The sequence below is a fragment of the Conyzicola sp. genome (genome assembly GCF_057073975.1).
Genome location: NZ_JBXMIS010000146.1, coordinates 1 through 24,741 on the forward strand (window position 1 = coordinate 1; position 24,741 = coordinate 24,741).

The window sequence follows — 24,741 nt, forward strand, 5'->3', positions numbered from 1 at the left end:
CGCGAGGCCTGGGCGGATGCCGGCATCACCGACATCGACCCCGTGCGCCTCGGCGTGGAGTACTCCACCGGCATCGGCGGACTCTGGACCCTGCTCGACGCCTGGGACACCCTGCGCGAGCGCGGACCGCGCCGCGTGCTGCCGATGACCGTTCCCATGCTCATGCCGAACGCGGCAGCAGCAGCCGTCAGCATGAACTTCGACGCCCGCGCCTTCGCGCGCACCGACGTCTCTGCGTGCGCCTCGAGCACCGAGGCCATCGCCAATGCGTACGAGCACCTGCAGCTCGGCCTCGCCGACGTGATCCTCGCCGGCGGAACGGAGAGCTGCATCCACCCGATGACGCTCGCGTCGTTTGCAGCCATGCAGGCACTCTCGAAGCGCAACGACGACCCGGCTACGGCATCCCGGCCCTACGACGTCGACCGTGACGGCTTCGTCATGGGCGAAGGAGCAGCGACTCTCGTGCTCGAGACGGAGGAGCACGCGCTCGCCCGCGGCGCCCGCATCTACGCGGAGATCGCCGGCGGCGGCGTGACGAGCGATTCGTACCACATCACCGCGCCCGACCCCGAGGGTCGCGGTGCGGCGCGGGCCGTGTACGCGGCGCTGGAGCAGGCTGGTGCGACGGTCGACGAGGTCACCCACATCAACGCGCACGCCACGAGCACGCCCGTCGGAGACATCGCGGAGTACAAGGCGCTGCTCGCCGTGTTCGGCGACAGGGTGCACGACATCCCGGTGTCGGCCACCAAGGCCGCTCATGGGCACCTGCTCGGCGGCACCGGCGCCCTCGAGGCGATCTTCACGATCCTCGCGGTCAAGGAGCGCCTCGCTCCCCCCACCATCAACATTGCGAACCTCGATCCAGAGATTCCGCTGTCGGTCTCGAGCAGCGCGCAGCCGCTCGGCGACGGCCCGCAGCTCGCGATCAGCAACTCGTTCGGATTCGGTGGCCACAACGCTGTCGTAGCGGTGCGCAGCTACAACTGACCCACGGGTTGAGTAGGACGCCGTAGGCGCCCGTATCGAAACCCCTCCGATCAACCGGTTTCGATACGGGCGCCTCGCGACCTACTCAACCAGCGAGCATCTACCGCTGCCAGACCGTGCGGCAGCCGTCGTGCACCAGACATTCCCCATCGAACAGCTCTGCAGCCTCATCCTGCGTCACGAGCCGTTCGAGTTGCTCCATGTCAATGAGCGGTGGTGCCACTTCGTCTACGAGTTCGACAAGTTCCTTCGAGAGCGAGTCCATCATCGGTTCTTCCCTTTCTCCCCGGCCTGAGGTCGGTCGTCTATCCGTTAACTGCGTGAAGCCAGACCACCGGGTTGTCGGCGCTGGCGTGGCGGAATGCCTCGAGCTCGTCGTCCCAGGCCTGGCCGAGGGCGAGGCGAAGCTCGCGGTGGAGTTCGAGGGCATTGGATCCGGCCTGCTCCATGGCGGAGCGGATGCGGTCCTCCGGGATCACCATGTTGCCGACCGAGTCGGTCTGAGCGAAGAAGATGCCGAGGTCTGGCGTGTGCATCCATCGACCGCCGTCGCTGCGTGGCGACGCGTCTTCCGTCACCTCGAAGCGGAGGTGCTCCCAGCCGCGAAGCGCGGAGGCGATAGCGGCACCGGTGCCCTGGGGGCCCTCCCAGAAGAACTCGGCGCGCTGCGAGTTCTTGAGCATGGGCTGATCGGCCCAGTCGAAGTTCACGGCACGATCGATCGCGCGGCCAGCAGCCCACTCGATGTGGGGGCAGAGCGCACGAGGAGCAGAGTGCACGAACAGTACTCCGCGAGTACTGTGCACTCCGCTAGCGGTTGGTGCAGTCACGTCAATCTCCATTCGTTTGGTGCGACTTCCCCATCGACCAACGAATGTGCGTGAAACTGCGATTTGAACTTGTACTGCGATTATCCCCCGAGAAGCGCTCAAATGACAAGCGTGTGATTCGTCGAGTCGGCCTTGCGGTCCGTTTCTCGCGCAGAACTGCCCGCAGGGCCCGACTCACCCGAGACTTTAGACTGGGGCGGTGCCGAACACGAAGCAGACCGTCGCAATCATCAGCGACTTCTACCTCGACTACGTCGGCGGAGCGCAGAGCTCCATGCTCGAGCAGAAGGCGGCTCTCGCCGAGGCTGGTCACACGGTCTACCTCGTCGCCAACGTGCGAAAGGGCACGAGCATAGAGAGCGTCGACCTGGCTATTGCCCCCGCCTTCTCCGTTCCCGGGCTTGACCTCGCTGTGACCTACAACAGGGCGCCTCTCGTGCGGCGCCTCCGCGACTACTTCACAGAGATGCGCGTGGATGTCGTGCACCTGCAGACGGAGTTCGGCCTCGCCCAGGCGGCGGCGACGGCCGCGCACCAGCTCGGGCTCCCCGTAGTGCACACCGTGCACACCTTCTACTGGCAGAGCGCCGGCATCGGCCCCACTCTTGTCGCCCCAGTGGTGAAGGCTCTGCTGCAGTCGATGACGGCCGCGCGATTTCCCACAACCCGCTTCACGGGACGGCCCTCCGACGACACTCTGCGCAACATGACGGCCGCGATGGCCTCGCGTGCCGACCTGGTCGTGTCTCCCTCGGAGCACCAGGGAGCCGACCTCGCCGCGGCCGGGGTGCAGACGCCCATCGTGATCGTGCCCAACCCGATCTCACGATCCCCTCGGCCGGCAACCGTGCTCGCGGACGACGCTCCCCCGCGGTTCCTCTGGGTCGCGCGGTGCGAGCCGGAGAAGCGGCCGTTGGTCTTCGCGGCGGCCGCACTCGAGGCTCTCGCCACGGCATCCTTCGAGGTCGACTTCGTTGGCAGTGGCAGCCAGCTCGACGAGCTGCGGTCGCTCACGCAGTCTGAGCCGCGCATCCGGGTGCACGGAAGCCTCGGCCACGACGCCGTTATCGACCTCATCGACGCGTCGTCAATGGTCGCGCTCACCTCCTACGGTTTCGATAACCAGCCGATGACTATTGCCGAGTCGGTGTCGCGCTATCGCGGCGTGCTGTTCTGCGACCCCAAGCTGCGCGAGGGGCTTGGCGACTCTGGCTACCTCTCGCAGACCCCCGACGAGCAGGGTCTTGCGGCGGCGCTGGTCGAGCTCGTCACGCCGGGGCGGCTGCAGGCGCTCTCGGAGGGCGCTCGAAGGGACGCTGCGACGTTCTCGGCCGCAACCTACGTCGCGCGTATCACGGCCGCCTACGCCCGCGCTACCGAGCTGCGGTCGGCGGCTTAGCCGGTCGGCCCCGTCGCGGCGATTCGGCGTTCAGCCCGTAGGGCTGTGACCCTGCCATGAGTCGCTCGACCTCGTCGAGCCAGCGCAGGTCAGCCTCTGCCGCTGCAACAAGGGACGCGAGCACGACCGCCTCCCCCACGTCACCAGCACTCGCCGCCGTAACGATCGCGAGTGCTGCCTGCGAGGCGTGCCGCTGGGCGGCGATGACCGCGGCTGCATCCGCTCCCGGGAGGGTGACCGCGAGGGCGAGCTTGATCGCGAGCTCGTCGCGCTCGACCCGCGTGACGGGCGAAGCGAGCCATGCCTCAGCCTCTGCGCGGCCCATCGGCGTGATCGCGTAGAGCTCACGGCCCTCAGCATCGACCCCGGCCGCCTCGATCAGCTTGTCGCGCTCGAGCCGGTCGAGTGTCTGGTAGACCTGACCGGCGTTGATCGACCAGGTGCCGCCCGTGCGGCGGTCGAACTCCTGCCGAAGCTGGTGGCCGTAGCACGGGCCGTGGGCGAGGATGACGAGGAGGCTGTGGCGCACCGACATGAGGCAACGCTAGCGAATCACTTCGCCTCCGCGTAGGTGCGCACGATCGCGGTGGTCACGGGGAAGCTGACCGGGAGCTCGCCGAAGATGAGGCGGCCAGCGTCGTGGGCGGCCTGGCGAATGGATGCCGCCACCTGCTCTGCCAGCGCGACCGGCGTGTGCACGATGACCTCGTCGTGCAGGAAGAAGACGAGGTGGGGGCGCGCGGCGGGGTCGGCATCCATTGCCCACAGCTCCCCGCGCAGGCCGGCCATCCAGCAGAGAGCCCACTCGGCGGCCGTGCCCTGCACGATGAAGTTGCGGGTGAAGCGGCCCCAGCTGCGCGACTCGCGGCGTGCGCGGCTCTCTGCGGCCGCGTCGATCGACGACTCGCGACGCCAGTCGGTACCCGGCAGGGGCGAACTGCGGCCGAGGCGGGTCGTGACGATCTCGCCGCGCTCCCCCGCTCTCGCGGCCTCCTCGACCATCGCAATGGCCCTCGGGAAGGCTCTGGCCAGGCGGGGAACCAGCCGTCCACTGTCGCCCGTCGTCGCGCCGTACATCGCGCCGAGCATGGCGATCTTGGCCTCGGCACGGGTGGCGACCGCGCCGCTCGCCACGATTCCCTCGTACATGTCGCCGGAGCCCGCAGCCGCCATGGCGCGGTCGCCCGCGAGGGCCGCGAGCACGCGCGGCTCGAGCTGGGCCGCATCGGCGACGACGAATGTCCAGCCGGGGTCGGCGATCACCGCTCCGCGAACCTGCTTCGGCAGCTGCAGTGCTCCCCCACCGGCGGCCGCCCAGCGGCCGGTGACGACGCCGCCGGGAACATACTCCGGCCGAAAGCGCCCATCGGCCACCCATGCCTCGAGCCAGTTCCAGCCGTTGGCAGTCATGAGCCGCGAGAGCTTCTTGTACTCGAGCAGCGGGGCGATCACCGGGTGGTCGATCTCGGCGATCTGCCACTTGCCCGTCGACTCCACGTTGAGGCCGGCCTTGCGAAGGGCCTTCAGCAACTCTGGGGCCGAGTCGGGATTGAAGTCGAACCCAAGAATGCTGACGAGACGCTGCTTGAGCGCCTCGAGTCGTTCCGGACGTTCGCCTAAACGCGGCCGCTCCCCCAGCAGCGACGAGAGCAGCGACTCGTGCGTGGCGACATGGAACGGCAGCCCCGCGTGCTTCATCTCCACCGCGATGAGCGCGCCCGCGCTCTCTGCCGCGAGCAGCAGCCCGATCCGCGCCGGGTCGCTGGATGCCGCGACCGCCTCCCGCTGCAGCATCCATTCCTCGACGGGGTCGGCCCCCAGCTCTGGCTCCGGCTCGTCGAGGTCGAAGAGCGCCTCGCCCCGGTACCGCGGCTCGAGCGGAACTTCCACCGGTGCATCCCAGACGCTGAGCTCTGCTGTCGCCAGACGCGACCCTGCCGTCAGCGTCGAGGCGCGGAGGATCGCGTGGCTGAGCCGCAGGTCGACGCACCGATCGACGCGCAGCCCGGCCGCGAGCACCCGGGGATACCACCGCCGCGTGTCGTCCCAGACGAACCGCGCAGAAGGATGAGCCGCGACCGCCTGCTCGATGGAGTCGATGGTCTCCTGGCCGACCTCGACGGCGTCGTCGCCGAACAAGCGGGCCTGCTGCCCAGACACGATCACGTACACGGCTCTAGTCTGCCGGTGACCCCCGACCCGCAGCACTCGACCCTCGTTCGCGGGGTAGGTGCATAGTCCACCACAGTCACACCAACCAGTAGCATTTGCAGTGAGCTGCGCAGTCGCCCGATCGCCGCTACCTCTCGACGAACTGGATCCCCGTGCGCCTGCCGATTCGCCTTTCTGCTGCCGTCTCCATCGCCGCCCTTGTCGCCGTCGGTGCTGCGATTCCGGCTGGCGCCGCGACTCCGACACCGGAGCTCGTTGCCGACATCAACCCGACCGGCGACTCCGCCGCATACGACACGATCGTCTACGACGGGCGAATCTACTTCGGTGCAACCGACGGCGTCGACGGCACCGAGCTGTTCGTCTCCGATGGCTCGGTGGGCTCGGCGACCAACCTCAACCTGAACCCGACGGGCGGCTCTGACCCCTACGGCTTCACAATCTTCGACAACAAGCTCTACTTCACGGCGTACGGGCCCGATGGCGGAGAGCTGTGGGTCGTCGACGGCTCCAACGCGCCGGCGCAGGTGATCGACCTCGAGCCCGGGATCAGCGACTCGGATCCCAACGACTTCTTCGAGTTCAACGACATCCTCTACTTCTCCGCGTACAGCTCTGGGGTGGGACGGGAGCTCTTCGGCATCAACACATCCGGTGTCGTCTCCATCTACGGCGACATCGAGCCGGGGGTCTCCTCGTCGAGTGTCGGAGACCTCTACGCTTACGACGGCTTCCTGTATATGTCAGCCTGGAACGGAGCAATCGGCTTCGAGCTGTGGCGCACCGACGGTGTCTCGCCTCCCGTGCTGTTCGCCGACCTCTACGGTGCCAGCTTCGGCGGCAACCCGCACAACTTCGCTGAAGCCGGCGGCGCGCTCTACTTCCTCGCGAACACCGCGGGCGGCGGGCCATACAACTACGAGCTATGGGCAACCGACGGAGTCGCTCCCCCCACTCAGTTGACCAGCGACCTGGCAAACGACAACGGGTTCCAGTACTACTCGGTGTACAACAACGTGCTCTACTTCAGCGCGGGCACCGCCGCCATCGGACAGGAGCTCGGTCACGCCACCGGCGGAGCCGCGCCGACGTACTTCGACATCAACCCCGGGCCAGCCGACTCGGCTCCGCAGGACTTCACGGCGTTCAACGGAGCCCTCTGGTTCGGCGCAGACAACGGCGTCAACGGCCATGAGTTCATGCACACCGACGGCGTCAGCGTCGTCTCCGGTCCGCAGACCGCGCCCGGCGCCGTCTCTGGCTTCCCCTATGGCTTCGTCGCAAGTGGCGGCACGCTGTACGCGACCGCCAGCGCCAACGGGTCGGCGTTCGAGCTCTGGGCAACCGACGGCACGACGGCGGTGCAGGCGACCAACATCGCGCCCGGTGTCGGGTCTGACCCCTACTACGCCGTCGTTCTCGGCGGGTATCTGTACTTCGCGGCAACGAGCCCGACGGTGGGAGGGGAGCTGTTCCGCATCCAGCTGTTCTCGCTCTCGCCAGCGGCGCAGCTCGCAGCAAGCGGACTCGACTCGATTCCGACGGCTATCGGAGGCGTGCTCGTGCTCGCCGCGGGCCTGCTGCTCTTCGCGCGCCGCCGCAGGGCTGCAGCCGCGGGCTAGACCTCGTGGAGGAGTGATCCGTCTTTCTTGAGCACGTTCTTCTCCCCCGCCTCGATGGCGACGGCGAAGCGGTTCTGCTTCGGCGGCATCGGGCAGTTGAATGCGTAGCTGAAGGCGCACGGCGGCAGCACGGCGAGATTGAAGTCGAGCGTGATGGTGCCGTCTGGCTTCGGGGCGACGAAGAGGAACCGCCCGACGCTGTAGGTGCTGACCCCGCTGGTGGCGTCTGCGAAGACGAGTTGCAGAGCGCGCCCCGACTTGAAGGCGGCGAGGTCGTAGTCGACGCCGTCCTTCGTGAAGGTGATGCTGCCGGGGATCACCTCGTCCTTGGTCTTGCCGTTGTCCTTGAGGTGCTCGAAGCCCATCGTGGTGCCGGCAGGGTTCTCGGTGAAGGTCGCCTGGATGACCCAGTCGGGGTTGTACGCGAACGCGTCGATCGAGCCGAACTCCTGAATTCCCTCGGAGTTCGCATCCCACACGCGCAGCGCGTAGTTGCCTTCTGGACTCGCGATGACGAAGCCGGTTCTGCCGTTGCCGAAGTCGATCGCGGATGGCGCCTCGTCATCCTTTCCGCGAACGGCGACAGTGCCGTCGACAATGGCGCCGTCAACGGTGATGTGGTCGGCGGGGCTCGCGGTGACCGAGAGGCCGGACGACCCAGCAGGCAGGGGCGCCCACGTGCCGGGCACGCCCCAGATGGTCTGCTCCGAGTCGACCCACTGGGTATTCGTCAGGGCAAGGCTTCCGGTCGGCTGTACCACCGAGAGCTCTCGACGCTCGCGGTAGGTTGCGAGAAGGGCTTCTGGGGTTGGTGCGGTGGCTGTCTCGGTCATTCGTCCATCCTTCTAGTAGTCGCTGGGTGCAACCGACAGGGACACGGGTTTATTCGCCTACTGCACTGCCCCGTCACGCAGTCAACCCCTCGCCGCCTCTCAGGTGCGGTTCCTACCGTTGGGTAAACGACGAAAGGACACACGGATGGCTGACAACGGACACACCGCGACCGTACCGACCGGCGGGGGCGCACGCACCACCCGCAAGCAGAACGCAGAGAAGGGCTTCACCGCCTCCAAGAAGCTCACCGACAGCCTGCAGGCGGTGCTGGTCGACCTGATCGAGCTGCACGTTCAGGCCAAGCAGGCCCATTGGAACGTGGTCGGCCGCAACTTCCGCGACCTGCACCGCCAGCTCGACGAGATCATCGATGACGCTCGTGGTTTCAGCGACGAGGTCGCGGAGAGGATGCGGGCGCTGCACGCCATGCCCGACGGCCGAAGCGACACCGTCGCGGCCACCACCACCCTGCCGGAGTTTCCCAACGGCGAGATCGACACCACGGCGACGGTTGACCTCGTGACCGTCATGCTCGAGGCGACGGTCGACACAGCCCGCCGCGTGCACGACGATGTCGACGAGGAGGACCCGACGAGCGCCGACCTGCTGCACGCCATCATCATGCGCCTTGAGCAGTTCGCCTGGATGGTGTCAGCAGAGAACCGCACGGCCCGCACGAAGGCCTAGCCGAACACGCGAGCCGCATGACCCGCTGTCTCGGTGTCGATCGCGAAGATCGAACCGGACAGCGGGTGCGTCGCGAGGTCGCGCTCGCTGAGGTTCTCCCTCGCGCTCGCGACGAACAGCGTCGACATGCCATCGCCGCCGAAGGTCACGGAGGTCACGTTCGGCACAGGCAGCCCGATGGTGAGTATCTCGTTGCCGTCCGGGTCGAGCCGCGTCACGCGCCCGCGACCGTACTCTGCCGTCCAGATGCAGCCGTCGAGGTCGACCACGAGGCCGTCGTATGTCGCTCCATGGTGGAATGCGGAGACATCCTTGATCTCTCCCCCGCGGGTGTAGGTCGCACTGTAGATCGACCCGACGCTCGAGTCGGTGAAGTAGATGCGGCGGCCATCGGGCGACCAGTCGAGTCCGTTGGCGACGCCGACGCCTCCGAAGAGCAGCCGTGCTCCGTCGTCGGTGACCGAGTAGTACGCGCCGTCGGGTTGGTGCCTGGTGAGGTCGGCAGAGCCGGTGATCCAGCGGCCCTCCGCGTCGACCCTGCCGTCGTTGAGCCGCATGCCGGGATGGGCGTGGGCGATGGCAGCGATCTCCCGCAGAATCCTCCCCTCCGCGTCGATGATGACCACGCGAGCGTCGAGCGATGCCACGAAGCCCTCCGTCGCCGGGTGAAAGGAGCCAAGCGGCGCGGGAAGCTGAAGCCGCTCGTCCTTCTCCCCTGACTGCGGACCGTTCAGCCCGCTGCGGTAGAGGCCGCCCGTCGTGATGTCGCACCATCGCAGCGAGCGCGACTGCGCTTCCCAGACGAGGCTCTCTGCGAGGATCGCGCCGCTCCTGCGGAAGAGGTGTACCTCGTTCATGTCCCAACGACAGCATGGAGCGGACCATGCTGTCTAGGCCCTTGTCACGCCTCCCACGGCCTGGGGTATACGCGCTGCGCTACGGCCGAATGAGTGGCTTGCGTCGCGACACCCAGAGCACACCGGCCGCCGTCGCACTGATGACGAGTGCGATGAGAACGACATAGAACGCGACAGAGAGGTAGCCGTTCGCGGAGAGGTTCGGGTTGAGGAAGGGGTATGGGTACCAGAAGTCGTTTCCGTAGACGGTGTCGACAGCGAGCGGACCGCGCACCAGCGTGTAGACAACCCAGGCAATCGGGAACACGAGCACCTTCCACAGCTGCCGCGCCTCGATGGGAGAGCGGCCGGGGGCGAGGATCCAGTCGAGCAGCATCCACAGGCACGCGATCACGTGCAGCACCTCGTTCGACCAGGCGAGCGTCGCACCCTGCGGCAGCTCGATGCCCCGCAGCAGCAGGTTGTAGACGATACCCGTGACGATCATGTAGGTCGCGGCGGAGGCGCGCACCATGGTGTACCACTGCGGGTCCGGCCTGGTTCGGGTGACGAGGAAGAATGCCCCGATCAGCAGCACGACGGCGGAGATGATGTTGGACTCGATGGTGAAGAAGCTGAAGAAGTGCACGATGTGCGCCGACGTGTCAACACCGCCCTTGTCTGCCCAGTAGCCGATGCTCGTCTGGAGCTGGCCGACGACCGCGGCGATGATGGCGACGGCAACGGCAACGCGCAGAACCGCGAAAATGATCCTCATGGCGCCAGCGTAGAGCCAATCGTCTACGCGCGCTGTGAACTCTCTTGCGCGAGTCGTTCCAGCCGGAGCCTGGTGTTGATCTCGCTCGTGGAGGGCCTCCCCAGCAGTCGCGAGAGCACCACGAGGGAGATACGGGTCGCCGTGATAGCCGGCCACCAGGCTCGGCGAAGACCGAGCATCCTGCGGTACTCCAAGGGGATTGTCGCGACCGCACCGGCGAACAGGATGCCGTAGGCCGGCATAAGGGACCGCCGCAGCGGTGGTCGACGGATGAACCGCACCGCCTGGGCGACGCGCTCATCGCTCACGAGCTGCGGCTGGAACGCGGCCAGCTGGTCTCGCAGCTCGCGTTCGCTGCGCGGAGGGTTCGCGACATCCATGAGCTCCCCCGCCGTTGCCCACTCGGCGACGTAGCGGTCCGCTCCCCCGGGGATCGGGCCGCCCCAGACCTGGTGGCACGAGAGAAACGACTCCTCGAACACGATGTGCACCCAGCGCAGCAGCTCTGGGTCTGACGCGGAGTACGGCTGATTCTGCTCGCCGTAGGTGCCCTGCACACGAGTGTGCAGCCGCTTGACGTACTCCGAGCCCGCGCGAGCCGCCTCGGTGTCGGCGAACGTCGTCGTGAGCACCCAGCGAACGGTGCCGGCGAGGCGCCCGAGCGGATCCTCCCGATAACGGGACCAGTCGTGCACACCCGCCATCGCGCCAGGATGCAGCGCCTGCATGAGGAGAGCCCGGATGCCGGCGACCGTCACCGGCATCGCGCCGTGCACCGCCCACACCGCTGACCCCGGTCCGAAGAAACCGGCGTCGTCGCCGTTGCGCATCGCGAGAACCCAGTCGGGGGAGCCATCGGCTGAGCCGGAGAACGCCGCGAGGATGTAGTCGCGCCACCCAGCGCCGATTCGTCTTCTCACACTGCCATCATGCACCCGCGGCGCACCCTAGAAGTCGAAGCCGCCGAAGTCGCCCCCACCGAAGTCGCCGCCGCTATCCGCGCTCGCGTCGCCGCCGTCGGCACCCGCGTCGGCGCCCGCGTCAGTGTCACCACTGCCCTCGCCGCCGTCGGCCGAGGCATCGGCACCGGGGTCAGGCAGGAAGGCGCTGACGAGCGCAGAGCCGATGACGTATCCGGCGACGGTTCCGAGCAGTGAGCTCATCACCATGCCGCCGAAGCCGACGCCGTTGCCGTTGCCGCCGAGTGAGCGCTCCATGGTTCCCGGATTGCGCAGCTCCTGCCTCGTGGCAGAGGTCGCGAGCGACCGCGCCGATGTGTCGCGGGGCGCCTCTCCCTCCGGTGCACCCGCGCTCAACTCGCGGAACAGCAGGTCGCGCTGCTCCTCGGTGAGCTTGGAGAACGCCTCGGTGTGCACCTGCTCGATGGTCTCCGGCGGCGCCGTGCGCAGCAGATAGCGGTAGCGCTCCACGGCGATCTCGTCGTCGGTACGCTGCGCGGCGCGCTGTGGCGTGCGCTGCGCCTGCTGCTCGTCGTCTCCGAAGAGGCGGTCAAAGAGGCCCATGGTGGTCCTTCCTGTCGGGATGGTTCGTACAGTACGAAACCCTCCTGTGCCGATGCTGTGGCTCTGCCAAGTTCATCCCAGCGGATGACCAATAGGATGCTCGCGGTGCTGCCCGACCGCGACACCGCGACCCTAGACTGACCGGCATGACAGACCGCTGGACGTACACCGCCGTCGCCCGCCTCACCGATTTCGCCATCTGCCCGCGGTGCGGCGTGACGGCGCTCATCGCCGGAGTCTGCAGCAACTGCCGTGCAGACCTGCGTGGTCCGGTGGCGATCGAGCTTGCGGCCCAGACCTCGGTGGCGGTGGCCGCCCTCCAGGCACGCGCGGCGATCATCGACCGCCTACCCGACGCAGCGCTGCAGACTGCGGTGGCTCCCCCTGTCGGCGCGCCCACGCCAGTGCCTGTGCCAGCGGACGAACCGCCGGCCGTCGTGCCCGGCGCCGCGCGCCCGTCGTCTCAGCTCAGCCTCCAGTCGGTGCTTGCGGTAGCCGGCGCCGGGCTGTTCGCCATCGCAGCGATCTTCTTCACCTTCCTCAGCCCCGACCTCGAGGGCCAGCAAGACCTGCGAACGATCATCGTCGCCATAACCACGGTCGTCTTCCTCGGCGGCGCGTGGCTCCTCGCCCGCAGCGGCCTCACCTTCTCCGGCGAGACGGTCGGCGCTCTCGGAATGGTCTTCGTCGCGCTCGACGTGTGGTCGGTGACGCGGTACGCGCAGCAGCCCCTCGCGGAATGGACGGTCGCCGGGATCGCGACCCTCGTTGCCGCCGGTGCGATGATCGGCATCGCCGTGCTCGCCCGCATCCGCACCTGGCTGTGGACAGGAGTCATCGGCCTCGTCCTGGTGCCCGCCTTCTTCGGGTATGGCGCTGATCACGAGTGGTACTCGATCCTCGGCCACGTCGGCGTCGGGTTCGGCGCCGTCACCATCGTCACCCTCCTGCCGCTGCTCTCGCGGCGGTTCGCCGGCAGCCTCGAGGCTGAGCGCGTGGCCCTCGTCGTCATCCGCCTTGTGTTGCTTCCCGTCATCGCGGTGCAGCTCGTCGCAATCGCTCCTCCCGCGCCGATCGACCAGTTCCTCGCAACCGGGGCGGTGTTCCTCGCGCTCGCAGTCCTCTCCGCCGTGAGCACCCGCGACTCGCTGCCTCGACTGTGGAGCCTCGCAGCCGGCGGGCTCACCGCTGCAGCCGCCGCCGTGGTCCCCCTGCACTGGAGCGGCCAGCTGCTCGACACCTGGCTCATCGCCGTCGTGCCTCTCGCCGCACTCGCCGCCCTCGTGCTGCTCACCGCCGTGGTGCAGGTCGGTTCTGTGCAGCTCGGTTCTGTGCAGGTCGGTTCTGTGCAGAGCGGGTCTCTTCACCGCGTCATCGTCGTCGTCGGTGCGTGGATAGCGACGGTGCTGGTGTCCGTTCCCGCCGGACTCCTTGCACTCGTGAACGCCATGACGGTCGCCGTCTGGTGGGGCGACGAGCACGACACCGCACCAGCGGTGATCGGCGTTCTCGCGCCCTTCGCCGCCGGTGCTGTTGTCGCGGTTCTCGGTCCGCGACTCGCGAGAACGCCGGCCGGGGCACGCGCCGTGCGCACGATCGCCCTGTCTAGCGCCGCGTGGTTCGGCATGTACGCTCTGCTGGCCCTCACAAGCCTGTCGGCCCTGAGCATCGAGGGCAGACTCGCCGTCGGCATCGGCAGCGTCGTCGTGATCGGCATCGTCGTCTGGCGGGTCGCTGCGATAGCGGGCTCGCCACTGCACCTTCGTCTGCCGCTCGTGGTTGGGGCCCACGTCATCCTTCTGCACTCCCTCGCGCAAGCGTGGCAGGCGGGCGTTGTCGGCACCATTGCGCAGGTGGCCGTCGTGCTCGCCATCGTGCTGCTCTCGACCACGGTCGCTCGTCCAGTGCGACCCGCCCACATCATCGCGGCAGCGACGCTCGCCCTCTTCGTCTTCTCCGGCGCGCTCGACGAGTACACGATCCTGCACCCGGATGTCATCGTCGCCCTCACCGCGACCCTCGGCCTGCTTGCCGCCATCGCAGCAACACTTCTCGCTCGACTGCGGATCGAGTACTGGTACTCGCTGCTTGCCGTCGCTGCTGTGCCGTTCGCGCTCGCCCTCGCATGGCGCCTCGCAGAGGACACAACGTGGACCGCGCTGCCAGCGGGAGCGGCGGCGGTACTCGGCGTCGTGCTCACCGTTGGCCGTCGCCCTGGGCACGTCGCGCCGCTCCGCGCCCTCGGCGCTGCGCTGGTGGTTCCGGGCCTTGCCGTCGTCACCGTCGGTGTCGTTCCTGCGATTGCGTCGACGAGCGGCTCACCCATCGTGCTGCCGATCGTCGCAGGGCTCGTCGCCCTCACGCTGCCGTTCACCGTGGCCATCGGGCACGCTCTCGAACGGCGAGGAATCAGCACCGCCGACGCGCGCATGGCACGGCTCGCCGTCGAGGCCTCCGCTCTCGTCACGGCGGCGATCGCCGTTGTCATCGCCCTTCTCCGCATCGCCGCCGGATTCGACACGACGTTCCTGGTGCTCGCGATCGTCGGTCTTGGCGGGGCCGCGACCACGCTGTTCAGCGCTCGGCGCTACGGGTGGGTCATCAGCTACGTCTCGTGGTCGGGAGCGCTGTGGTGCCTGTTCGCCCTGTGGGGCGTAGACGTGCTCGAGCCCTACGTGCTTCCTCCGGCCATCGCGGCCGTACTCATCGGCGGCGTCGCAGTGTTCCGGGGTCGACCAGGGCAATGGATGGTGCTCACTGGCCTCGTCGTCGGCGCCCTTCCGACTCTCGGGCTCCTGGCCGTCGAGCACGGAGACGACGTGGGCCTCGCCTGGCGTCTCTGGGGGCTTGTCGGTGCCACGGGGCTGCTCATCGCACTCGGCGCGCTGTTCGGCCGTCTCACGCGGCTCGCGACGCTGCGGGTGCCCGTGCTCGCGGTCGCGATCCTCACGTCGTCGTCTGCGGCGATCGCCGCCGTCAACCGGGGAATCGACCGCTCGACTCCCCCGGTCGATGCGCTGACATTCGACATCGTGCCGGTGCTCGGGCTGGCAGCACTCGGTGCAGTGCTCGCCGCCCTCGCCGCCCGTCTCATCGGCTCCTCGTCGCGATGGCTTCTCGTGCCGGCCCTCGCCTACCTTCTCGTTGGAACGGCCGCCGGAATCCGGCAGGACCAGGTGTCGATCTGGACCCTCTTCTGGCTCATGATCGTCTACCTCGTCGGCATGCTGGTAGTCGTCATACGCACGAGAACACGCGCGTCGGCCCTACCGCCCGCCATCGTCTGGTTCGGCTTCGCCTGGGTCGCCTCGGTCGTCAGCTGGAGCCAGCGCGAAGTGCTGCGCGTCGAGGGCTTCTCTGTGCCCATGGCGATTGCATTGCTGGCGGCGGGCATCATCGCCTGGCGCACGACAGACCGCGACGCAACGGTCACGTCGTGGCCGGTGGGCTTCCGCGGGTCATGGCCACTCCTCGGGCCCGGGCTGTTCGTGCTCTTCGTTCCGTCGATCCTCGCGACCTTCACGACACCCGAGACGTGGCGCGCGGTCTTCGTCATCGTGCTGGCGCTCGTGGCGATCCTCCTCGGATCGCGGCTCAAGCTCGCGGCACCGTTCATCGGCGGAATCGCGGTGCTGCCGCTCGAGAACATCGTCGTGTTCTCTGTGCAGGCCAGCCGCGACATCCAGTCGACTCCATGGTGGGTGACGCTCGCGTCTGCCGGTGCAGTGCTGCTAGCCATCGCCGTGACGTCGGAGCGCAAGACGCACGGCGGCGGTATCGCCGCGCGAATCCGCGACCTCAACTAGGCAGCCACGCAGTCTCGCTCGTACTTTCCAGGCTCAGGTGGCCGGATTGGCGGCCGGTTCGGCGACGGGCACGGACTCCGTGGTGCCGGCGTAAGTCGCCGAGATCGTGCGGTACGACCTCGTGAGGAAGGCGAGCACCGCGACGACGATCATCACGACCCCGGCGACGAGGAACACGAGCGCGATACCCCGCGCCTCCCCCGTGCCGAGCAGCCAGCTCCAGGTGCGCGCGCCCGCATCCGATCGCATGTAGGGGATGATGAGAAACTCCGCTATCGGCGCGACGAGAAATGCCGTGATCGGGGCGGCAGCCGCCTCGAAAGCCGCCGCGAACCCGAAGACGCGACCCTGGGTCTGGAACGGCACGACCTTCTGGATGACGGTCTGCTCCGACGCCTCCACGGCCGGGATCAGCACCATGTAGAGCCAGATGCCCGCAGCATAGAGCAGCCATGACTCTCGGATGGTGAACAGCGCGCCAAGCAGGCCCATCACGATCACGAGCAGCAGCATGGTCTTCACGGGGTTTCTGCCGAGGCCGAACTTCGCGATGAGCAGCCCTCCGACAATGAAGCCGGTGCCGGCAACGCCGAAGACGAGACCCCACGCCTCGACGGAGAACAGCTCGAGTCCGTACGGGTCCATGAGCGCCATGTAGACGCCGCCGATGAGGTTGTTGAACGTGGCGAAGATGATGAGGGCGAACAAGCCGGGCACCAGGCGAATGGCCTTCACAGCACCACGAACGTCGATGATGGGCGCCGACTCCTCGACGTGGGGCTTCTCCTCCGGAATACGGAGGGTCAGCAGGTGAACGAGAACGAGCGCCGTCACGACGATCGAGATCAGCAGCGTCCAGCCCATGCCGAGCAGGCCGATCGAGAGCCCGGAGAACACACTCGTCACGATGAAGGCGAGACCGGTCACCGTGCCGACGAGACCGTTGGCGTTGGCGTGCCGCTCCACGGGAATCAGCAACGTGACGGTGGTTGACAGCGCGATGTTGCGCATGTTCTCGATGACGCCACCGAACAGGATGATGCCGGCGAACAGCCAGAACCACGGCCCGCCGAGGTCGAGAAGCGCCGACTCCGGGAACAGCAGGTAGAGCACACCGGCGATGGCGAACGCCGTGAGTGTCGTGAGGCTCGCGAAGACCATCGCCTGGTGCTTGCGGTGGCGGTCGACAATTGTGCCGAACACCATGCCGAACGCGGCCACGAGCAGCATGTAGGCGCCGCCGATGATGCCGGTGGCGAGCACCGACCTCGTCTCGAGGTAGACCCAGAAGGTCAACGCGAACCAGAGGAAGCTCGACGTGACGTTGGCGACAGCCGTGTTGACGAGCACCTGCAGGAAGGTGCGGTTCGCGCTCGCGGGCGGAACGTTCGTTGGCGTGGCGGGTGCATCCGTCATGCTTCCACCGTAGAGGAGGGAGCCCACATTGGAGAGCGTTCGATCTGCCGTCAGCGTGTCAACCAATGTCTGGTTCCAGAACGTCGAACCAGTAGCGGCCCGGCTGACGAATGCTGATGCTGCCTCTAGACCGGAGGGCACATAATGACACGACCAGGATCCACCGTCCAGAACCCCGGCATCCCAGCGCGCGCACTCATCACGGCGCTGCTCTCGGTCGCGATGGTCACCGTTGCCGTCGGATGCGCACCGGTTCCGGCGCCCGCAGAGCCGGAGACGCCAACCCCAACAGGCTCAGGAACCAGCACGCCGACGCCCACGCCCGATCCTGTCAGCGCGCCCCTGACTATCCCCGACTGCGAGACCCTGCTTCCCATTGCGACCGCGAGGTCGGCCTTCGCCGACTCCACGGAGTTCCTCGGCGAGAACGTGGCGACGGACTACTACCCCTGGTATCAACTGCCAGCGGTAATCACGGCAGTATCCGGGGTCACCAATGCGCGGTCGTGCTGGTGGGGCGTGCCCAACTCTGACGGCTCCTTCATCCTCCTGGTTGCAGAGATCGACCCGGCTACGCGCGCCTCGATCGAGGCTGCGCTGACCGCCGAGGGCTTCTCGTCGGTATCGATGGGCACGGTCACGGCCCGAGAGGCGGAGCGCGAAGGGATGTTCTCTCTCGAGGCCGAATCGCACCTCTTCACCGGCGACGTGTGGATTCTCGTCGACGACGGCACCCTGGCGGTGTCGGGCACCGTCGCGGGCTCGGCGCTCGACGCGTTGCGCACGGCGAACCCAACGATGGGGTTGTAGGAGTAGGGCGGACGGGACTTGAACCCGTGACCGACGGATTATGAGTCCGCTGCTCTAACCAGCTGAGCTACCGCCCCGTGACGTCAAGACGTCGAAAGAGAATCTACCGGAGTCGCACCGTGTTGGAGATTCAGGACTCGACACGTCCATCGGGGCACGCTGCCTTACTTGCGCGCACGAATCGCGCAAGAAGTCCTGAATCTTCGAAGGATTGGGCTAGTCGGCTGGAGAGGGAAGGGCGGCGCCGTCGGCAGACGGCTCGTCGCCACGGCCCAGGCGCAGCGCCTTCTTGAGCGCGGCGCGCTTGGCACCCTTCACGCGGGGCTGGAAGTCGCCGACGATGAGGTCGGCAACCTTCTCGCCGCGGTACAGCGCCTCGAAGGTGTCGAGGGTGCGCTTGATGTCATGGGCCTCGACGATCTTGAGGCTCTCGCGCTTGAATGCGTCGAGCTTCACTGGTGAGGCGGTGAGCACGTCGGTGAGGCGACGGGCGAGCTCGTCGACGTCGCCGGGCTCGAACAGGTAGCCGTTCTGCTTGTGGTGCACGAGGTGCGGCAGCGCCATGGCGTTCGCGGCCACGATCGGCAGGCCAGACGCCATCGCCTCGAGGGTCGCGATGCTCTGCAGCTCTGCGATCGACGGCATGGCGAATACGGTGGCGCGGGTGAGGGTGCGGCGCAGCTCCTCGTTCGAGACGTACCCGGTGATCGTGACGCGGTCACTGACGCCGAGCTGGGCGGCGAGGGCACGCAGGTGACCCTCCTCCTCGCCGTGTCCGACGAGAACGAGCTTCGCGTCGAGCGCGGGGTCGAGCTTGGCGAATGCACGAACAAGCTTGTCGATCTGCTTCTCGCCCGTGATGCGGCCGACGAAGACGATGACGTTCTCTGTGCGCGGCTCGAAGCTCGGCGTGTAGTCGCTGGCCTGGATACCGCACGAGATCGCGAGCACCGGATGGATGTTGATAGCCGCTTCCAAGAAGTCCGCCGCCTTGCGCGTCGGCGAGGTCACGGCCTCTGCGCGCACGAACGAGCGGTACGCGGCCGCCCAGGCCTGCCGCACGGCGAAATTGTGGATGAACTTCGGCAGCTTCGTGTGCTCGAGGAGGTTCTCCGGCATGAAGTGGTTCGTGCCGATGAGCCGGATCCCGCGCTCCACCGCCGCCTTGGAGAGGCCGCGGCCCGTGACGATGTGGGACTGGAAGTGAACGACGTCTGGCTTCACCTCATCCAGGATTCGCGCCGCGTTCCGCTCGATTCGCCACGGAAGGGCGTAGCGCAACCACGGGTGCGGGTACCAGCGCCAGCTGCGCAGCCGGTGGGCGATGATGGTCTGGCCCTCGACCTCTTCCGTCCAGGTTCCGTGCCTTTTGTCGCCTGACGGAGCGACCACGTGAACCTCGTGCCCGCGGGCGACCAGTCCAGCGGCGAGTCGCGCCGCGAAGATGGCGGCCCCATTGATATCGGGCAGGAATGTGTCGGCCCCGATGAGGATCTTCAACGGACCCGTCGACGTCGAACCAGACGCGGCCGAACCGGCAGAGGTGTCAGGCAAATTGGGTTGTCCTTGGCTGGGGCGGCATCAATCGCGCCGGGGGGCGTGGGTACAAAAGTACCCTAGTGCTGCGATTGCGGGTGGTGTTTTGCGAGCTGGAGCACGCCGTAGATGGCAAGCCCTCCCGCCACGACGAAGGCGAAGATCGCCCACAGGGGTGCCTGCGAGGCCTCCCCGAGCACGATGACTCCGATTCCGACGGCGACGAGCGGGTCGATCACGGTGAGGCCCGCGACGACGAGATCTGGCGGCCCGTTGGAGTACGCCGTCTGCACGAAGTAGGTTCCGAGCGAGGCGGCGACGAGCATGCCGACGAGGCACAGCACGGTGAGCCACTCGGCATCGCCGAGCTTGAACCCGCTGAACGACAGGGTCTTGATGCGGTCGATGACGACCTTGGCGAGTGTGGCGACGAACCCGAACAGCACCCCGGCTGCACCGATGTAGAAGATCGGGGTGATCCGCTTGCGCAGAACGATGAAGACCACGCTGAGCAGGATCAGCACCCCCACGAGGATGCAGAGCACGATCGCCAGCTGCTTCTCCGTGATCGGGCTCGACTTGGCGGTGACGGCGGCGATGGTGACGAAGAGGCCGACGCCACCGACGCAGAAGGCGATGGCCCGCTTCGAGAGCCGGTCGAGCTTCACACCGGAGAGCCGGGAGTTGAGGATGGCCGTGACGACGAGCGCGACGGCGCCGAGCGGCTGCACCACGATGAGCGGGGCGAAGACGAGGCTGGTCAGCTGGAACAGGATCGCGAGGCCGAGCACGAGGCTGCCGAGCACCCACGCGGGTCGGGCGAGCAGTGACAGCAGCTGGCGCACGCTGAGACCGGCCTTGGTGTCGACCGCAGCGCCGACCTTCGAGACGCCGCTGTGCTGCAGCTGGGTGCCGAGGGCGATGAGCACGGCACCGACCAGGGCGATCGGGATGCCGATGGCCTGAGCTGGTGTGAGCGTGATCTGGTCGGCAATGTCGGCGAGTTCGGGCGGCACCCGTCGAATCTACCGGCTCGCACGCCGATATTCTTGAGACATGGCCGTACTACCGATTCGGATTACGGGCGATCCGGTGCTCCACTCCCCCGCCCAGTCCGTCACCTCCTTCGACGCGGAGCTGCGCGCTCTCGTCGCCGACATGTTCGAGACGATGGAGGAGGCGCCGGGAGTCGGCCTCGCTGCGCCCCAGGTCGGAGTGCCGCTGCGGGTCTTCGTCTACAACTGGCTGGATGACGACGAGCGCCTCTGGCGCGGTGTCGCCATCAACCCGGAGCTGCTGGTAACCCCGACACCGGTCGGCCCGGCCGACGAGGAGACCGAGTCAGAGGGCTGCCTGTCGATACCGAGCGAGCGCTATCCGCTGCGACGAAGCGAGCGGGCGGTGCTGACGGCGTTCGACCTCGATGGCACGGCGTTCGAGGTCTACGCCAGCGGCTGGCTGTCACGCATCTTCCAACACGAGTTCGATCACCTCAACGGCATCCTCTATGCCGACCGGCTCGAGCATGTGCACGGTCAGGCGGTCGCCAAGACGATCAAGAAGTCGCGGTGGGGTGTTCCTGGCAACAGCTGGACGCCCGGGGTCGACGACATCGACGCCTAGGGCCGCGCTGCCCTGTTCTTCGCCGCACTCCGAATCGCCTCGATGAGCGTCTCTGGCAGCACGTCCTTGTACATGACGGCAAAGGCGCCAGCGCCAGCGGCGGTTGGGATGTAGTCGTCGAGGTCGAGGGCGGTCAGCAGCACGACCGCCGGCACGGGGGCGAGCTCGCGCACCTGCTCGTCGCCGAGGATGCGCTGCGTCGCGACGAAGCCGTTGACCCTCGGCATCCGCACGTCCATCAGCACGACGTCGGTCTGCGTTCGCCGCACGAAGGCGAGGGCCTGGGCGCCGTCACCCGCCTCGCCGACCACCTCGATGCCCCGCGTGGCCTCGAGAACCATGCGGTACCCGGCGCGCTGCAGGGGCTGGTCGTCGACGACGAGCACCCGGATGGGCGATGCGGCGCCCACTACGCGCCCAGCCCGCGACTAGGCAAGGTTCACGCCGTGGATGCCGTTGTGGTATCGAAGTGCCGGAAAGCTCGCCGAGACGGTGAACCCGACCCCTGGCACCGCGTTGGCGGTGAAGACGCCGCCGAACAGCTCTGCACGCTCGCGCATCTCGGTGATGCCCGCGCCGCTCACGACACCGGTGAGCGCCATGAGATCGTCGTCGAGCTCGTATCCGCCATTGCGGGAGACCTCATTGGGATCGAGGCCCTCGCGGCGCGAGGCCGAGCGGATTCCGTCGTCGTCGACGACGAGCTGGAAGGCCTCGTCTGTCCACGTGAAGGCGATCTTGACCTCGGTGCCCTCTCCGCCGTGGCGAAGCGCGTTGGTGAGCGCCTCCTCGAGGATGCGATACACCGAGAGCTCGGCACCCGGCTTCATGTCGAACCGCTCGCCGGTCTCCTCGAAGGTGATCACAAGCCCCGCATCGCGCATGACCTTGAGCAGGTCGCGCGCGCTCTTGAGCTCCGGCTGGGTCTCGACCGCCGCCTCGCCGTCGCGCACCACGTTCATCACGCGACGGAGGTTGGCGAGGTGGTTGCGGGCCGACTCCCCGATGACGTCAGCGGCGCGCACGGCGGCCTTGGGATCCTTGACTCCTGCGTACCGGGCGCCGTCGGCCTGGCTGATGAGAACCGTCATCTCATGCACCGACACCTCGTGCAGCTCGCGGATGATGCGAAGCCGGCCGTTCTGCTCGGCGAGGGACACCTCGAGCTCGAGGCGGTCGCGCTCGATGTCGAGCACCCTGCTGCGGTCGGCTGCGTGGCGACGCCGAGCGACCCGGTAGACGATGAATGTCACGAGAAAGGCGAGAACGGCGGCGACTGCGACGCCGGCGAGCACGGCTGCCGCAAGGAGGGAGTTGGACTCGATCCACTCGATCACGCTGCTCCTCATGACTCGTCCGACGAGAGCGAGGCCCGCCCCCGGCCGAAAATGGCCAAGAGCGAGCCTACCGCGCCACGACCGTTAGTCCCGAGTCGGCTGCTCCGGGTAGCGGTTCGCCCGCAGTACCTCGAGTCGGGAGCGGTACTCCTTCTCCTCGATGTCTCCTTGCGCGAATCGCTCCGCGAGGGTCGACTCCGCGCTGCGGCTTGCGGCCCAGCCGTGGCCCCACGGACCGCCGTGGCCGTATCCAGGTCCGCTCCATCCAGCCCGACGCCACCGGCGGCCGGCGATGGCGACGACGAGCACGACGACGAGGATCCAGAACAGCGGGATCAGCAGGAACAGCCATCCGAATCCGAAGCCAGGGCCTCCGAGGTGGGCGATGGGCCCGACGATGGCGAGTGATGACAACACGGTTCTCCTTCCACGGGCTCCGTGCGGAGCCTCATGGAACCAAGCGTGCCCGCGGGCGAGTCGTGGCGAATCTGCCCTGCGGCGTCACTGCTGGTACTGCGCCGGGTGTACGGGAGCGCGGCCGGCTACTACCGCTGGCCGGGAGTCACGAGGCCCGTCTCGTAGGCCACGACGACGAGCTGCACCCGATCGCGCGCGAGGAGCTTCGACATGATGCGCGAGACGTGGGTCTTGGCCGTCAGCGGGCTGAGATACAGGCGCTGGCCGATCTCGTCGTTCGTGAGGCCGAGGCCAACGAGCGAGAGCACCTCGCGCTCGCGCTCGGTGAGCACCGACAGCTGGGCCGTGTCGGGCGCCTCGGCAATGGATCCGGCAATGCGCTCGAGAAGGCGCTTGGTGACGCCCGGGCTCAGCAGGGCATCCCCGCCGGCCACGACGCGCACGGCGCGGATGAGCTCGACGGGCTCGGTGTCCTTCACGAGAAATCCGCTCGCCCCAGCGCGAATGGCCTGGCCGACGTACTCGTCGAGCTCGAACGTCGTGACGATGACGATGTGGGTGCCGGCGAGGTCGGGGTTGGCGGCGATCTGCTCTGTCGCCCACAGGCCGTCGCCGTCGGGCATGCGGATGTCCATGAGCACCACATCGGGCTTCAGCGCGGTCACGAGGGCGACCGCCTCCGTTCCGGTGCCGGCCTCGCCCACGACCTCGATGTCTGGCTCCGACTCGAGCAGGCTCCGGAACCCGCCGCGAATCAGCTGCTGGTCGTCGGCGATGGCGACGCGGATCATCTGCTCTCCTCCGTGGGGATGGTTGGCGCTGTGCGGACGGTCTCCTCCGTGGGGATGCTCGCCGAGACGGTGAACCCTCCGGCAGCCCCGGAGCCGACGCTCAGCGTGCCGCCAAGCAGCTCTGCCCGCTCGCGCATTCCCATGAGCCCTCGGCCGGCACCGTCGTCGGTGCTCGACGGACCCCTTCCGTTGTCGGTGACGCTCAGGGAGTAGTCGGCGGCGGTCTCCGACAGCGCAACCGTCGCGCGCGTCGCCCCGGAGTGGCGAACGACATTCGTCAGTGACTCCTGCGCAATGCGGTAGAGCGCGAGCTGCACCGACTTCGGCACCTCGCCGAGAGAGTTCGACAGCTGCACATCCACGCCCTGCGCGGTGACGCTCGCGACGAGGCCGTCGAGCCGGGAGAGGTCTGGCTCTGGCACGAGGGGGGCGTCGGTCGAGCCGTCGCGCAGTATGCCGAGCACGGATCGAACCTCGTCGAGTGCGGTCTTGCTGGTCTCCTTGATGGCAGCGAGGGCATCCCTCGCCTTGTCTGGGTTCTTGTCGATGAGGTGGAGCCCGACGCCGGCCTGCACGTTGATCTGGCTGAGCGAGTGCGCGAGCACGTCGTGCAGCTCTCGGGCGATTCGCACCCGCTCGGCCTGCACCTCCGACTGCCGGCGTGCCGCCACGCGTCGCGACGCCTCCTCGATGCGCTCCCGCTGGGTGCGCAGTCCCTCGGCGAACCCGACCAGCAGGAGGATTCCGATCGTGATGCCGACGATGCGCACCGGCTGCCAGTCGAGGCCGAGCAGGGTGCCGATGGCAATGGACCCAAGCCAGGTGGCCGCGATCGTCGCCCACGCCCACACCCGGGCGCCGCGCACGATGGCGGATCCGATGGCGAAGGCGAATGCGATGTACGGCGGGCCGTCGTTGCCGGCCAGCAGCAGGTCGACGGCGGCAGCGAGACCGACGACGGCCACGACCGGCCCGGGGAAGCGTCGAGCGGCGATGAGGGCGAGCGGCCCGACGAGAGCAAGGCCGATGGCGAAGAACGCCGCCTGCGGGCTCTCGAAGACCACGCGTGATGCGCCCCTGCCCGCCGTCCAGTCGACGAACACGGTCGGCAGCTGAACCAGCAGCGAGATGATGACGGGCGCCCAGAGCCGGAAGCCAGCAGACGACTTGCTCTGAAAGCGCCGGGACTCGTGCTCAGGATCCCACCACGGCGGGTGCCAGTCCGTTGCATCCCAGTCGCGCGCGCCCCATCCGCGGCCAAATCGCTCGTGGCCGTATACGCCCCGACCGAACGTCTCGCGACCTGATCGGCGGGCGCTACGGCGGGACGG

The 24,741-nt window shown here is 67.7% G+C and carries 24 protein-coding genes and 1 tRNA gene; 7 read left to right on the top strand and 18 right to left on the bottom strand.

What is annotated here, in order from left to right:
* Positions 1 to 993: beta-ketoacyl-[acyl-carrier-protein] synthase family protein (locus AC14A7_RS13445; RefSeq protein WP_484009888.1), on the top strand; the 993-nt coding region annotated here is incomplete at its 5' end.
* A 100-nt stretch (positions 994 to 1,093) separates the two neighbouring features.
* Here the strand turns inward: AC14A7_RS13445 and AC14A7_RS13450 are convergent.
* Positions 1,094 to 1,261 (bottom strand): hypothetical protein, encoded by a 168-nt coding sequence (locus AC14A7_RS13450; protein ID WP_484009889.1) that lies wholly within the window; start codon positions 1,259 to 1,261, stop codon positions 1,094 to 1,096.
* 37 nt (positions 1,262 to 1,298) lie between these two features.
* Positions 1,299 to 1,823, bottom strand: coding sequence for a DUF3145 domain-containing protein (locus AC14A7_RS13455; protein WP_484009891.1), 525 nt, complete (start codon positions 1,821 to 1,823; stop codon positions 1,299 to 1,301).
* Between the two features lie 199 nt (positions 1,824 to 2,022).
* On the opposite strand from AC14A7_RS13455, the gene AC14A7_RS13460 reads away from it, so the two are divergent.
* The gene (locus AC14A7_RS13460; protein WP_484009893.1) at positions 2,023 to 3,222 is read left to right on the top strand and encodes a glycosyltransferase family 4 protein; all 1,200 of its coding nucleotides are present in this window, start codon (positions 2,023 to 2,025) and stop codon (positions 3,220 to 3,222) included.
* Here AC14A7_RS13460 and AC14A7_RS13465 read toward each other — a convergent pair.
* On the bottom strand, positions 3,197 to 3,757 hold the full coding sequence (locus AC14A7_RS13465; RefSeq protein ID WP_484009895.1) for a PadR family transcriptional regulator: 561 nt from the start codon (positions 3,755 to 3,757) through the stop codon (positions 3,197 to 3,199). The genes AC14A7_RS13460 and AC14A7_RS13465 overlap by 26 nt on opposite strands.
* Positions 3,758 to 3,774: 17 nt before the next feature.
* Positions 3,775 to 5,394, bottom strand: coding sequence for a bifunctional 3'-5' exonuclease/DNA polymerase (locus AC14A7_RS13470; RefSeq protein WP_484009897.1), 1,620 nt, complete (start codon positions 5,392 to 5,394; stop codon positions 3,775 to 3,777).
* 152 nt (positions 5,395 to 5,546) lie between these two features.
* On the opposite strand from AC14A7_RS13470, the gene AC14A7_RS13475 reads away from it, so the two are divergent.
* The gene (locus AC14A7_RS13475; protein ID WP_484009899.1) at positions 5,547 to 7,016 is read left to right on the top strand and encodes a hypothetical protein; all 1,470 of its coding nucleotides are present in this window, start codon (positions 5,547 to 5,549) and stop codon (positions 7,014 to 7,016) included.
* On the opposite strand, the gene AC14A7_RS13480 is transcribed toward AC14A7_RS13475, so the two are convergent.
* Complete coding sequence (locus AC14A7_RS13480; RefSeq protein ID WP_484009901.1) at positions 7,013 to 7,849, bottom strand: DUF1684 domain-containing protein; 837 nt, start codon at positions 7,847 to 7,849, stop codon at positions 7,013 to 7,015. The two genes, AC14A7_RS13475 and AC14A7_RS13480, sit on opposite strands and share 4 nt — an antisense overlap.
* Before the next feature lie 145 nt (positions 7,850 to 7,994).
* Between AC14A7_RS13480 and AC14A7_RS13485 the strand changes: the two genes are divergently transcribed.
* Positions 7,995 to 8,537, top strand: a complete 543-nt coding sequence (locus AC14A7_RS13485; RefSeq protein ID WP_484009903.1) for a Dps family protein — start codon at positions 7,995 to 7,997, stop codon at positions 8,535 to 8,537.
* On the opposite strand, the gene AC14A7_RS13490 is transcribed toward AC14A7_RS13485, so the two are convergent.
* The 4 genes from AC14A7_RS13490 to AC14A7_RS13505 form a co-directional block, all read right to left on the bottom strand.
* Entirely contained in the window at positions 8,534 to 9,394 is an 861-nt protein-coding gene (locus tag AC14A7_RS13490) for an SMP-30/gluconolactonase/LRE family protein (RefSeq protein ID WP_484009905.1), read from the bottom strand. The two genes, AC14A7_RS13485 and AC14A7_RS13490, sit on opposite strands and share 4 nt — an antisense overlap.
* A 79-nt stretch (positions 9,395 to 9,473) precedes the next feature.
* Positions 9,474 to 10,151 (bottom strand): Pr6Pr family membrane protein, encoded by a 678-nt coding sequence (locus AC14A7_RS13495; RefSeq protein ID WP_484009907.1) that lies wholly within the window; start codon positions 10,149 to 10,151, stop codon positions 9,474 to 9,476.
* A gap of 23 nt (positions 10,152 to 10,174) precedes the next feature.
* Entirely contained in the window at positions 10,175 to 11,071 is an 897-nt protein-coding gene (locus AC14A7_RS13500; RefSeq protein WP_484009909.1) for an oxygenase MpaB family protein, read from the bottom strand.
* A 27-nt stretch (positions 11,072 to 11,098) separates the two neighbouring features.
* Positions 11,099 to 11,674: a hypothetical protein gene (locus tag AC14A7_RS13505; protein ID WP_484009911.1), complete on the bottom strand. Its 576-nt coding sequence runs from the start codon at positions 11,672 to 11,674 to the stop codon at positions 11,099 to 11,101.
* A gap of 146 nt (positions 11,675 to 11,820) precedes the next feature.
* Between AC14A7_RS13505 and AC14A7_RS13510 the strand changes: the two genes are divergently transcribed.
* Positions 11,821 to 15,480 (top strand): SCO7613 C-terminal domain-containing membrane protein, encoded by a 3,660-nt coding sequence (locus AC14A7_RS13510; protein WP_484009913.1) that lies wholly within the window; start codon positions 11,821 to 11,823, stop codon positions 15,478 to 15,480.
* Between the two features lie 33 nt (positions 15,481 to 15,513).
* On the opposite strand, the gene AC14A7_RS13515 is transcribed toward AC14A7_RS13510, so the two are convergent.
* Complete coding sequence (locus AC14A7_RS13515; protein ID WP_484009915.1) at positions 15,514 to 16,896, bottom strand: MFS transporter; 1,383 nt, start codon at positions 16,894 to 16,896, stop codon at positions 15,514 to 15,516.
* Between the two features lie 144 nt (positions 16,897 to 17,040).
* Between AC14A7_RS13515 and AC14A7_RS13520 the strand changes: the two genes are divergently transcribed.
* Positions 17,041 to 17,706 (top strand): hypothetical protein, encoded by a 666-nt coding sequence (locus tag AC14A7_RS13520; RefSeq protein WP_484009917.1) that lies wholly within the window; start codon positions 17,041 to 17,043, stop codon positions 17,704 to 17,706.
* Positions 17,707 to 17,709: 3 nt separating this feature from the next.
* On the opposite strand, the gene AC14A7_RS13525 is transcribed toward AC14A7_RS13520, so the two are convergent.
* The 3 genes from AC14A7_RS13525 to AC14A7_RS13535 form a co-directional block, all read right to left on the bottom strand.
* A tRNA-Ile gene (locus AC14A7_RS13525) sits at positions 17,710 to 17,783 on the bottom strand.
* 139 nt (positions 17,784 to 17,922) lie between these two features.
* A complete protein-coding gene (locus tag AC14A7_RS13530; protein ID WP_484009919.1) occupies positions 17,923 to 19,260 on the bottom strand; it encodes a glycosyltransferase in 1,338 nt (445 codons plus the stop codon).
* A 62-nt stretch (positions 19,261 to 19,322) separates the two neighbouring features.
* Positions 19,323 to 20,258 (bottom strand): DMT family transporter, encoded by a 936-nt coding sequence (locus AC14A7_RS13535; RefSeq protein ID WP_484009921.1) that lies wholly within the window; start codon positions 20,256 to 20,258, stop codon positions 19,323 to 19,325.
* A gap of 40 nt (positions 20,259 to 20,298) precedes the next feature.
* Between AC14A7_RS13535 and def the strand changes: the two genes are divergently transcribed.
* Entirely contained in the window at positions 20,299 to 20,865 is a 567-nt protein-coding gene (gene def, locus AC14A7_RS13540; protein WP_484009923.1) for a peptide deformylase, read from the top strand.
* Here the strand turns inward: def and AC14A7_RS13545 are convergent.
* The 5 genes from AC14A7_RS13545 to AC14A7_RS13565 all read right to left on the bottom strand — a co-directional run.
* On the bottom strand, positions 20,862 to 21,275 hold the full coding sequence (locus AC14A7_RS13545) for a response regulator (protein ID WP_484009925.1): 414 nt from the start codon (positions 21,273 to 21,275) through the stop codon (positions 20,862 to 20,864). The genes def and AC14A7_RS13545 overlap by 4 nt on opposite strands.
* An 18-nt stretch (positions 21,276 to 21,293) precedes the next feature.
* Complete coding sequence (locus AC14A7_RS13550) at positions 21,294 to 22,202, bottom strand: sensor histidine kinase (protein WP_484009927.1); 909 nt, start codon at positions 22,200 to 22,202, stop codon at positions 21,294 to 21,296.
* Between the two features lie 84 nt (positions 22,203 to 22,286).
* Entirely contained in the window at positions 22,287 to 22,619 is a 333-nt protein-coding gene (locus tag AC14A7_RS13555; protein ID WP_484009929.1) for an SHOCT domain-containing protein, read from the bottom strand.
* 128 nt (positions 22,620 to 22,747) lie between these two features.
* Complete coding sequence (locus tag AC14A7_RS13560; protein ID WP_484009931.1) at positions 22,748 to 23,410, bottom strand: response regulator transcription factor; 663 nt, start codon at positions 23,408 to 23,410, stop codon at positions 22,748 to 22,750.
* A partial coding sequence (locus AC14A7_RS13565) for a sensor histidine kinase (RefSeq protein WP_484009933.1) occupies positions 23,407 to 24,741 on the bottom strand: 1,335 nt, incomplete at its 5' end. The genes AC14A7_RS13565 and AC14A7_RS13560, both read right to left, overlap by 4 nt.

Excerpts from the sequence above, each read along its gene's own strand:
- def (WP_484009923.1), top strand. The coding sequence starts at position 20,299 with ATGGCCGTACTACCGATTCGGATTACGGGCGATCCGGTGCTCCACTCC.
- AC14A7_RS13490 (WP_484009905.1), bottom strand. The coding sequence starts at position 9,394 with ATGAACGAGGTACACCTCTTCCGCAGGAGCGGCGCGATCCTCGCAGAG.
- AC14A7_RS13505 (WP_484009911.1), bottom strand. The coding sequence starts at position 11,674 with ATGGGCCTCTTTGACCGCCTCTTCGGAGACGACGAGCAGCAGGCGCAG.
- AC14A7_RS13495 (WP_484009907.1), bottom strand. The coding sequence starts at position 10,151 with ATGAGGATCATTTTCGCGGTTCTGCGCGTTGCCGTTGCCGTCGCCATC.
- AC14A7_RS13480 (WP_484009901.1), bottom strand. The coding sequence starts at position 7,849 with ATGACCGAGACAGCCACCGCACCAACCCCAGAAGCCCTTCTCGCAACC.
- AC14A7_RS13510 (WP_484009913.1), top strand. The coding sequence starts at position 11,821 with ATGACAGACCGCTGGACGTACACCGCCGTCGCCCGCCTCACCGATTTC.
- AC14A7_RS13520 (WP_484009917.1), top strand. The coding sequence starts at position 17,041 with ATGACACGACCAGGATCCACCGTCCAGAACCCCGGCATCCCAGCGCGC.
- AC14A7_RS13560 (WP_484009931.1), bottom strand. The coding sequence starts at position 23,410 with ATGATCCGCGTCGCCATCGCCGACGACCAGCAGCTGATTCGCGGCGGG.
- AC14A7_RS13450 (WP_484009889.1), bottom strand. The coding sequence starts at position 1,261 with ATGATGGACTCGCTCTCGAAGGAACTTGTCGAACTCGTAGACGAAGTG.
- AC14A7_RS13465 (WP_484009895.1), bottom strand. The coding sequence starts at position 3,757 with ATGTCGGTGCGCCACAGCCTCCTCGTCATCCTCGCCCACGGCCCGTGC.
- AC14A7_RS13515 (WP_484009915.1), bottom strand. The coding sequence starts at position 16,896 with ATGACGGATGCACCCGCCACGCCAACGAACGTTCCGCCCGCGAGCGCG.
- AC14A7_RS13485 (WP_484009903.1), top strand. The coding sequence starts at position 7,995 with ATGGCTGACAACGGACACACCGCGACCGTACCGACCGGCGGGGGCGCA.